General features: G+C 41.4%; 10 protein-coding genes. 7 read left to right on the top strand and 3 right to left on the bottom strand.

Annotated elements, in window-relative coordinates; translation table 11 throughout:
- Window positions 1–247: 247 nt before the first annotated feature.
- The 5 genes from AC805_RS17520 to AC805_RS17500 all read left to right on the top strand — a co-directional run bounded on the left by AC805_RS17520 (window position 248) and on the right by AC805_RS17500 (window position 4,720).
- Window positions 248–457 carry a hypothetical protein gene (locus tag AC805_RS17520; protein ID WP_055076580.1) on the top strand — a complete coding sequence of 70 codons (210 nt, stop codon included), beginning with the start codon at window positions 248–250 and terminating at the stop codon, window positions 455–457.
- A gap of 6 nt (window positions 458–463) precedes the next feature.
- Window positions 464–1,561, top strand: a complete 1,098-nt coding sequence (locus tag AC805_RS17515; protein ID WP_055076579.1) for a DNA polymerase beta superfamily protein — start codon at window positions 464–466, stop codon at window positions 1,559–1,561.
- Window positions 1,562–1,651: 90 nt separating this feature from the next.
- Window positions 1,652–3,076, top strand: coding sequence for a dihydroorotase (locus AC805_RS17510; RefSeq protein ID WP_055076578.1), 1,425 nt, complete (start codon window positions 1,652–1,654; stop codon window positions 3,074–3,076).
- Window positions 3,077–3,182: 106 nt separating this feature from the next.
- A complete protein-coding gene (locus AC805_RS17505) occupies window positions 3,183–3,881 on the top strand; it encodes a hypothetical protein (RefSeq protein WP_156341451.1) in 699 nt (232 codons plus the stop codon).
- A gap of 11 nt (window positions 3,882–3,892) precedes the next feature.
- Window positions 3,893–4,720: a PhzF family phenazine biosynthesis protein gene (locus tag AC805_RS17500; protein WP_055076576.1), complete on the top strand. Its 828-nt coding sequence runs from the start codon at window positions 3,893–3,895 to the stop codon at window positions 4,718–4,720.
- Between the two features lie 74 nt (window positions 4,721–4,794).
- Here the strand turns inward: AC805_RS17500 and AC805_RS17495 are convergent, their stop codons facing one another.
- The 3 genes from AC805_RS17495 to AC805_RS17485 form a co-directional block, all read right to left on the bottom strand.
- The gene (locus AC805_RS17495; RefSeq protein ID WP_055076575.1) at window positions 4,795–5,028 is read right to left on the bottom strand and encodes a hypothetical protein; all 234 of its coding nucleotides are present in this window, start codon (window positions 5,026–5,028) and stop codon (window positions 4,795–4,797) included.
- A gap of 473 nt (window positions 5,029–5,501) precedes the next feature.
- Window positions 5,502–6,599 carry a response regulator gene (locus tag AC805_RS17490; RefSeq protein WP_055076574.1) on the bottom strand — a complete coding sequence of 366 codons (1,098 nt, stop codon included), beginning with the start codon at window positions 6,597–6,599 and terminating at the stop codon, window positions 5,502–5,504.
- 292 nt (window positions 6,600–6,891) lie between these two features.
- Complete coding sequence (locus AC805_RS17485) at window positions 6,892–8,178, bottom strand: hybrid sensor histidine kinase/response regulator (protein ID WP_197278782.1); 1,287 nt, start codon at window positions 8,176–8,178, stop codon at window positions 6,892–6,894.
- A 243-nt stretch (window positions 8,179–8,421) separates the two neighbouring features.
- Between AC805_RS17485 and AC805_RS17480 the strand changes: the two genes are divergently transcribed.
- On the top strand, window positions 8,422–9,195 hold the full coding sequence (locus AC805_RS17480) for a glycosyltransferase (RefSeq protein WP_055076572.1): 774 nt from the start codon (window positions 8,422–8,424) through the stop codon (window positions 9,193–9,195).
- 57 nt (window positions 9,196–9,252) lie between these two features.
- A complete protein-coding gene (locus tag AC805_RS17475) occupies window positions 9,253–9,882 on the top strand; it encodes a hypothetical protein (protein WP_055076571.1) in 630 nt (209 codons plus the stop codon).
- Window positions 9,883–9,912: the final 30 nt, after the last annotated feature.

Genomic DNA, 9,912 nt, shown 5'->3' with positions numbered 1-9,912 from the left:
TATAGCAGTAGCCAGTTATGTTAGGACAAAAACAAAACCGAGAAGAGTGTTGCGGCGCTTTGCGCCGCAACACTCTTCTCGGTTTTATGTCTTAACTTATTTGGCTATAGCTATAATGCCGGCCAGCCATTTCTAATCCACAAGGCATCCTACCTGCCTTAAATCGGAAGTAGCTAATTAGCTAGTTGCCTAATTATATACTTAGCTATGATAGGATGAGGAGAATTAATTTATTGCAAAATTAAAAATGGCGCAAACACAGAGAAAGCCTGTATATGTTTTGCCTAAGCATCACGATATTTTAAGGCGTATTGCCTATGAGCAGCGTTGCAATCTATCCGATGTATTAGATGCTGTGCTCGAAAATGCTGACTGGGAAGTAATTGAAGGTAAAGCTAAAAATAAGCCATTGCAAAGAGCTAATGAAAGAAGCAGTTCCTATGTTGTCATCAAATAATAAATCATGAAAAGACTAGAAGTTGAAACGCGAACAATTTTGCTAGCTTTGACGGGATCTAGACTATATAGGGTTCACAATGAGGATAGCGACTATGACTACAAGGGAATCTGTATCCCCACATTGCCGTATTTTATCGGCACGCAGAACTTTGAGCAATTAGATAGTTTTTCTGAACCAAATTGTTTGTATTCAGCTTTGACCGATACCGATAGTAATATCTACAACATCAAAAAGTTTTGTCATTTGGCAACCCTCAACAATCCCAATATTCTGGAACTATTGTGGATAGACAGAAGTGACTATCTAGTTCTAACCAGTTTCGGTGAATCTTTAATTGAAATTCGTGATGCTTTTTTAAGTCAAAAAGTTTTCTATAGCTATTCTGGCTACGCTCACGCACAAATTAAAAAGGTGCAGACGCACAGGAAATGGCTATTGAGGTATAAGGAAGACCCAGATTTTTTCTCTTTGCCACCAAACCCCAAAGACTACGGGCTAGAGGAAAATCCATTACGAAAAGAACAGTTAAATGCATTTCTCGAATTTCTTTATATCTTAATTAAGGATGCCAGCCAACATAACGAAGTGGCTACGGAATTATTAACTCATGTTGATTACAAAGGTTTGCTAAAGCAATACCCATTAGCAGAAGAACTGCTACCCGCAGTGCAATACTATACGAGGTCAACTAATGAATTTATTACCCTACTCCACAATACTCAGACCTATCGACAAGCACTGCAAGAATATGAAGCTTTTCAGTCATGGCGCAGAAATCGCAATTCAAAACGGGCAGAGATCGAGGAGAAGGTGGGATATGACAGCAAACATTCTGGGCATTGCTATCGTTTACTCAAATCTGGAATTGAGATTTTGAATGGGAATGGTGTGATTCCTAACCGAGAAATAACAGGCGATGCGCAATTCATCCGCCAAATCCGCAATGGCGAAGTACCCTATGACACCCTCATCGAGGAGGTCGCTAAGCTGGAGATGGAGTTGGAATCAGCCATGAAAAATACAAAACTCCCTAAATATCCCGATCAAAAGCTGATAGAAGAAACGCAGATTGAGATTATCAAGGAGTATCTTAACTTTTAGCTCCAGTTCTACCTGCAAATTCACCTGCAAATTCGGCTGCAAATTCGCCTACAAATTCACCCGCAAAAAACTTGATAAAGGAATTCTATTTTGAGCATATTAATTCGACAAAGCACAATTATTTTGCCCGATCGCCAAACATTAATCGGTGATGTTTATATTCAGCATGGCAAAATCGCAGCGATCGCTCCACAACTCGATCCCGCAGCGCTAATTACAGAACTAGACACTGAACTGGGCGCTGAACTGGGCAATGATGAGAAACCTCTGGAGATAATTGAGGCAAGTGGTTTAACCCTCATGGCGGGAGTCATCGATCCTCAAGTCCATTTTCGCGAACCTGGATTAGAGCATAAGGAGGATTTACAAACGGCGAGTCATGCTTGCGCGAAAGGCGGCGTGACTAGCTTTTTAGAAATGCCGAATACTCGTCCACTTACGATTACCCAAGCAGCATTAGATGACAAGCTCCGTCGAGCGGCCAGTAAATCGGTCGTTAATTACGGCTTTTTTATCGGTGCAACGGGGGAAGTTTTACCCGATTTACTTAGCGCCAATCCCACCTGTGGCATCAAGATATTTATGGGCTCGATGCATGGGGCTTTGTTGGTCGATCAAGAGGAGATTTTGGATCGGATTTTTTCGCAGGGCGATCGCCTTATTGCCGTTCATGCCGAAGATCAAGCGCGGATCGCCCAGAGGCGCATCGAATTTGCCGATAGTAAAGATCCTGCAAAACATTCCCTCATTCAGGACAATCAAGCAGCACTGAACGCGACCCAACTGGCAGTCAAGCTAGCCAACAAATATCAACGCCGCCTTCATATTCTGCATATGTCCACAGGGGAAGAGGCGGAATTTTTGCGGACAAACAAGCCTGACTGGGTGACAGCCGAGGTCACTCCCCAGCATTTGTTGATGAACATTGGCGCTTACGAGAAGATTGGCTCCCTCGCTCAAATGAATCCCCCTTTGCGATCGCTACAGGATCAAGAAATATTGTGGCAAGCACTTCTAGATGGTGTGATTGACTTTATTGCCACCGATCATGCCCCTCACACCTTAGCTGAGAAAGGATTCGCCGCCAGTCAAGCCCCCTCTCTCCCCTCCACAGAAAAATCCTCAGCCGATACAATACTCCTCGAACCAGCGAACGTACCATCGGGAATGCCTGGGGTAGAAACTTCGCTCGCCCTCATGTTGACTGAAGCCATGAAAGGACGTTGTACGGTTCATCAAGTGAGCGAGTGGATGAGCAGAAATGTTGCGAAATCTTACAAAATTGCTAATAAAGGAGAAATTCGTCTCGGTTGGGATGCAGACTTAGTACTAGTCGATCTCAAGCATTACAAACCAGTTCGTAATGAGGATTTGTTGACAAAATGTGGTTGGAGTTCCTTTGAAGGCTGGGAACTTACAGGCTGGGCTGTAACAACGATTGTTGGCGGTCAAGTCGTGTTTGCTAATGGCAAAGTCAATCCTGATGTACGCGGTCATGCATTGAAGTTTGGTTAAATTAGAGCCACAATGGATAATTGAAGGCAAAAGCTCTGTAAAATCAAGATTTTTCAAAGCTTTTGCCTAATCTCGGTTGGATTAAAGCGGAACATCACGAAAAACTATGTATTGTCATCAAAGGCTATCGATTTTACTGATATCAGCGATCGCTGCGAGCTTGTTTAGTGCTTGCAGCAGACCAAATACTGACAATAATTTTTCCATGCCCGCGAATGATTCGACAAAAGTTTCTCCTACCGCTACGCCCACCACTGCTTCTCCAGCCGCCACAGCTACGGTTGCACCTAAACCAACCGCTGCCCCAATTAATTTGCCCGAACTAGAAATCAAGGAACTAGAACCTTACAAACACCGTTCGGGAATCCTCGCGATGGATGTGCCAAAGGGGTGGAAATTGATCGATAAGAGTCAAGCTGGTGAATTATTGCTAACTTGGAATGAGATAGCTGGACGTGCCACCATCTCTATCAATATCTTTGTCCCCCCCAGCGAGATCCCTGAAAATCGGCTCAATGATGTATTTACGTTAATACTCAAGGGTATGTATGGAAATCTAAACGACTTTGAGATGAAATCCCCCGTAGTAGAGTCAACGGGAAATATTGTGATTGAGTGGACATCGACGGTAACACTTGGCAACAAAAAAGTGAAGTTTCTCGCCAACAGTAGTTTACAACGGCGCAATAATAAGTTGGTCATCTTCACGTTTGGCGCGATCGAACCCAAGTTTTCCGAGTTAAAGGACTACTTTGTGAAAATAGCAAACAATCAGGTTATCAATGCCAGTCTATCTATTCCTTAGTTGCTTAACGTATGCAGATTGACATCGCCATTATTGATGCATTCACCAATCAGACATTTCAAGGTAATCCTGCGGCAACGATATTCGTGGATCGCTTCCCAGAAGACGCGCAAATGCAGCAAATTGCCGCTGAAATGAATCTCTCGGAAACAGCCTTTGTCAAACCTTTAGAAAAAAATCCCTTGCCCAACTACTTCCAGTTGCGATGGTTTACCCCGAAGAAAGAAGTACCTCTCTGCGGTCATGCGACCCTTGCGATCGCCCATTATTTACGCGAACTAGCGGTAATTGATCCTCAATCCCCCCTCATTTTCTCCACGCTGAGTGGGGATTTAACAATTAGCTTTGAGGATCGTCTGATCGTGATGGATTTTCCTGCTACTGTTTATCGAACTTGCTCGGAGCGATCGCAGCAAATATTAGCGGAGATATGTGGGGATCGCGCCTATCAATGTCTCGGACAGGCCGAAGATTATATAGCTGTAGTTTTAGATTCGGAATCTGCTGTCCAAAATTTTCAACCCAAGTACGATCTCATCGCTCAGTTAGATGGCTTTGGCTTTATCGTTACGGCGATCGCCGATCCCGACAGCCCCTATGACTTTGTATCGCGTTTTTTTGCGCCGAAAGCAGGAATTCCTGAAGATCCCGTCACTGGCTCAGCCCATTGCAGTCTCACTCCCTATTGGGCAAGTCGGCTTGGGAAAAGCAATCTCAAAGCCAAACAATTGTCAGCACGTACGGGCGAGCTTCAAGTTAGAGATCGCGGAAATCGAGTTTTATTAAAAGGTGAGGCTATTACTTTTTTGCGCGGTCAAATTAACATTAATCAACTTTAATTGAATAATTTAATTGAATAATTTAATTGAATAATTTAATTGAATAATTTAATTGAATAATTTAATTGAATGATTTAATCCAACGATTCGCTGAAATACCAACAAAGCGTAATGCGATCGCCATCATCTAGAATTATCGAAAGCATTCCCAAATCCAGATCGCGGCGACAGGCAGCGATCGCTTCCTGATGGTTGGCATGTACATTAATTGGTAGGAAGGTTTTGCCTAAATAACAAATTCCTTTTTCGGCACCCCAAGGAGTTGAGAAATTAGTTATTTGAACCTCGGATAAAGAGAGAATAATCATAACCTATTGCCTAGAGACGGGATCTTCTTCATATCTCTTATGTTCGGTCAAGTTCCTTCCGTAGGTTGTGATGCTTAAATAGTCTGATTTGTGACAGCTATGAGGATTTGGAGGTGATAGAAATCACTAAATTTACGGTGGCAAGACTAAAAATATATAGCTACAGTCACTTGACTTACAGCGCTTTGCGCTCAAACCCAAACCAAGGAAATTTTTGAAAGCGTTGCTTCGCAACGCTTTCAAAAATTTCCTTATGGTTCGTTTAATCGATAATTGCTGTAGGACAAATCAAACCCCAAGAATTGAGTGGCGGCGCTTCGTGCCGCCACTCAATTCTTGGGGTTTGATTTGTCCTAGTACACTTGGCGAAAGCCTCAAGGGGTAATGGCACGCCCAGCATGCACTACGGGCTGTTCTTAGAAGTGTAACAATTCGGGGACTTCTGCAAAAGGCTTAGGACTGCGATAAATTAGCTATGAATTGGCAAGAGGCAAAAACACTCTGACAACAGTTTGCTCATAAGGCACGCTCTCAATCTCTAACCTACCACCATGAAGATCGATCAAGCGTTTCGCGATCGCCAACCCTAAACCAGTTCCTTGTTGGATATAGAGTTTTTTCTCGAACTTAATATATGCGCCCAAATTAGCAAGTTGTTCAGCTTCAATTCCCTGTCCGCGATCGCTAATAGTCAAGCAATACTCTTGGCGATCGCTATTTCCTAAAACATCAATGGCAGTCCCTTCAGCTGAGAATTTGAAAGCATTATCAATGAGCTCTGTAATAATTATATTTAAGTAAGAATCGGATATTTGGACAACCGCATCCTTAACGTCAAGACATAGATCGGAAATACGATTGTAATTGTTAGCAATTTTTTTGGCTGAACTCGGGATTTCCAGATCGATAAAAGTTGATTTACTATTCCGAATTTGGGAGATCCACTCGGTATTGTTATCCGTAGATTCTAGCTCCGCATATAACAAGAATTTTTTGACCATTTCATGCATATCTTTTCCTGCTTTACGAATCCGTTTACCAATATCGGGAACTTCGTGAGCTTGCATTGCATGGTAATTTTTGATCAAAATATCCGATAGCCCCATAACCTCGATCGCGGGGAATAGCAACTGATGCGGTAGGGATTTAGAAATATTACTGCGTAAGTTAGATAATTCCTGTTTGTAATAACTATTAATTACTTCTTGTTTCTTAAACTGAGCATTAATAGCTCCAAGTAATTCATCCCTAGTAAATGGCTTAGTTAAATAATCATCCGAGCCTAATTCCATGCCATGCCGAAAGTCAGTTTTATCAGATTTCGCACTGAGAAATATAAAAGGAATAGTTGTTGTCGCAGAATTATTCCTTAGGGCGGCAATAACACCATAACCATCGATTTCAGGCATCATAATATCGCAGACGATCAGACTGGGAATATGCTGCTGCGCTTTATCAATTCCAGTACGCCCATTATTGGCACTGATGACGATATACCCCTCAGCTTGTAACATTCTCGTTGTGTTAAGTAAGACATTGGGATTATCTTCAATGAGGAGGATCTTTTTCACACTACCTTTCCATTAACTTCCAACAATACTATCGCGATCATAACGATATTAAGCATTAATTGAGCATTAATTGAGCATTAATTGATCTAAGACATCTAAGCTAAAACGTATAGCGATCCTAAATCATTCCTAAATCATTTGTAGATTTTTGGGTTTGTGGAAGCGTACCCCAAAGGGGTGCGCCTCCACAAACCATTTAGGATTGCTATATAAATAAGTGGGCTTAATTAAATACAAAACCTTAAAACCAGCGGCGTGCGCCGCTGGTTTTATATCTGGATTTTAGCTGTAATTAATCATCACGGGCAATCCGATCGCCATAAATAGGCAAAATGACTATAAATTCTGTGCCACTATTTAACTGGCTTTTTACTGATATTGAACCATGATGAATATTGGTGCAATTTTTGACTATTGATAAACCTAAACCACTTCCTGGAAGTGTGCTTACATTCTTACCGCGATAAAATGGATTGAATAGATTTTCTAGATCTTCCTCAGGGATACCAATACCGCGATCCCGCACAACAAAAGTGGCCTGTTCTCGGTCAATCGCTAAGTCAATCTCAATCGTTTTATCTTGCAAAGAATATTTAATGGCATTGGTGATCAAATTAGTCAAAATTTGCCTTAGTAATTTTTCATCCATTCTGACCATCAATGTTGGCAAATCACTACAAAGATGATAATTCTCAATCGATATAACCTCTGATGAATCCGATGCGATCGTCAGGGAGGATTGGAGGGTATAGCTTTGCCCAAAACTTCTCAGCATTTGTCGCAGAAGCTGACTACAAAACATCAACAGATCGAAGTTAGTAAAATTAATCTTGGATTTATTAGAGTTAGTTCTACTTAAAAAAAGTACATCTTCCATTAAAGCCGTCATATGTTTGACTTCCGCTTGGATTTGATGTAATTGATCGATTTTCTCTTCCTTTGTCCATTCGTAATGTTCTAATAGTTCTGACGCAGTTTGAATGGTCGTCAAAGGTGTACGGAATTCATGGGATACAACCGAGATAAAGTCTGTTTTCATCTGGCTAAGTTCGCGTTCTTGATTGAGCGATCGCGATAGCACCTCAGACGATAATTGTAATTGTTCGTTTTGTTCTTGGAGCTTTTTTTGTAGCGAACATAGCCGCAGATGCGTCTCAATTCTGGCTAATACTTCAATTAATTGAAATGGCTTACTAATATAATCGACCCCACCAACCGAAAATGCTTCTACCTTTTCCGATGGTTCTTCTACAGAACTAATAAAAATTATGGGAATATCTTTAGTCTTCGGATTAGCCTTTAATCGCATACATACTTCATAGCCATTGATGTCAGGCATCCGAATATCTAATAGGATGATATCGGGCAAATGTTCGTTTACTTTATCTAAAGCTTCTAGCCCATTCGTAGCCTGTTTCACTTGATAGCCCTGTTTGATCAGCATCAGTGATAAAAGTTGAACATTATAAATAGTGTCATCAACGATCAGGACAGAAGCATTATTCGAGTGCTCTCTTTTTTTCGTTTGTTCGATTAGCTTGATTTGGTCTGAGTCCTGATCTGGGTTTTGGCTAGTCATAGTAAGTAAATCTTTGATAAGAATTAGCATAATATATATGCCATTATCTAAAAAAATCTTAGAAATAAGAATTAATAGTCTATCTATAGTCTATCTAGCGCCCTAGCTTCGATCTGCTATATCTGATCTGCTAGCTTTTGATATCCAATCCCTAGCCCTACTGACAACAAAAAATCCAAACACCTCCAAATGATTTGGGTTTGCGATATAACTATTTTGATATATAACTCAACAAATTAACCTATGCGATTATCGATCGTTCTTCCATGTCTAAATGAAATTCGACATGGCTATCTAGATCGAATTCTTAATAACTTAATCTCGCAATTAGTTACCGAAAACAACGACCAAGAGATTGACAAAGAGATTATTACCGTAGTTAGTCCGAGTGATGATGGTACTGACTTGTTTTTGACAGAATATGCCGATCGTTCGCCTGAAATCAAGGTCGTGAGATCGCTAGCTACAAATCGCGCCCAAAGACTCAATGATGGTATTGCTATCAGTACGGGAGAAGTAATTTTGCTGCATCATCCTGCCACTCTTTTGCCAGAAAGAATAGCGTTACAACTCGTTGTGGACTGTTGGGGGGCAGGAAATCTTTGGGGAGCATTTCGTCATGGATTTGATTACTCCCATTGGCTGCTAAATTTTACATCTTGGTATTCAGACAACGTGCGCGTTCAGCAAAAAGGGATTGTCTATCTCGATCACTGTCCATTTATAGATCGCCAAATTCTCACAGCGATTGGGAATGTGCCCGATCTCGATATTTTTGAAGATACGGTTTTAAGCGATCGCCTATGCCAGTTTTCTAAGCCAGTGCTCGTGCGAGGCAAGGTGATTACTTCGGCAAGACGATTTCATCAGCGGGGGATTTATCGTCACGCGATGCTCAATCAATGGCTAAAAATCTGCTATCACCTCAATATCAATCCGCAATTTCTCAATCGTTTGTACGAACAAAAAACTAGCATTAACGTCAAGTATGCCAAGGATTTAGAGGAAAAGGTTTAGAGGGTAAGCATGAAAAGTCAAGCGAGTAAATTTAACGGGTTTAACTCAAAATCAATAATGTTCTTTAAAATTTCATTACTGAGCTGTTTCCTATCTCTATCGCTCTTTCCGCCATTGGCAAAGGCTCAAAATCGCGATCAAGAAATTAACCCAGTGAATAATGCGGAGTTAACGCCCCAGCAAATCGCCACCCTAAAATCTCTGAGGATCGGCATTGCCTTACCTAACTATGTACCTGAGGGCTTTTTTGTGTCAGATGTACAGATTACCCCCTGTCCTGCCCAAGCTTCGATCAATGCGAAGGGAGTATGTAGATTTGGTCCCAGCTACTCGATTATCTATCGCAATCCCCAAAATAATTGCTTTGAAGTAAATGCGATCGGCGGTGGGATTGGCGGTCCCGATGGCAAATATTCTCGCAAAGTTACCAGCAAAATTTTAGGTGAAGTGAATTTAAATATAGATATTACTCGTGGAGAAATCAGTCAACCCATCTCCGAGGCTATGGGAAAATCACCTCAAGCTTATATGTGGACTTTTCCTGCGGGTAATTCTCCTTTTTACCAAGTTGCAACCATTGAAGGTAAAAGATTGCAAAACGACAAATACACCTTCTGTAGTTATAAAGCCTATCTAACTCCCAATGAGTTGACGAAAATTGTCCAATCTCTTGATTGGCTGCCATAATAATGCAATATAGGTAAGGATGGGCGGCGC

Origin of the sequence: Pseudanabaena sp. 'Roaring Creek' (assembly GCF_001402795.1) — a bacterium.
Taxonomy (GTDB): Bacteria; Cyanobacteriota; Cyanobacteriia; order Pseudanabaenales; family Pseudanabaenaceae; genus Pseudanabaena.
This window is presented reverse-complemented; position numbering and strand designations above follow the sequence as displayed.

What these genes read in the sequence shown, in the direction of transcription:
- AC805_RS17515 (WP_055076579.1), top strand. Translation starts at nt 464, where the DNA reads ATGAAAAGACTAGAAGTTGAAACGCGAACAATTTTGCTAGCTTTGACG.
- AC805_RS17480 (WP_055076572.1), top strand. Translation starts at nt 8,422, where the DNA reads ATGCGATTATCGATCGTTCTTCCATGTCTAAATGAAATTCGACATGGC.
- AC805_RS17520 (WP_055076580.1), top strand. Translation starts at nt 248, where the DNA reads ATGGCGCAAACACAGAGAAAGCCTGTATATGTTTTGCCTAAGCATCAC.
- AC805_RS17500 (WP_055076576.1), top strand. Translation starts at nt 3,893, where the DNA reads ATGCAGATTGACATCGCCATTATTGATGCATTCACCAATCAGACATTT.
- AC805_RS17495 (WP_055076575.1), bottom strand. Translation starts at nt 5,028, where the DNA reads ATGATTATTCTCTCTTTATCCGAGGTTCAAATAACTAATTTCTCAACT.
- AC805_RS17505 (WP_156341451.1), top strand. Translation starts at nt 3,183, where the DNA reads ATGTATTGTCATCAAAGGCTATCGATTTTACTGATATCAGCGATCGCT.
- AC805_RS17475 (WP_055076571.1), top strand. Translation starts at nt 9,253, where the DNA reads ATGTTCTTTAAAATTTCATTACTGAGCTGTTTCCTATCTCTATCGCTC.
- AC805_RS17485 (WP_197278782.1), bottom strand. Translation starts at nt 8,178, where the DNA reads ATGACTAGCCAAAACCCAGATCAGGACTCAGACCAAATCAAGCTAATC.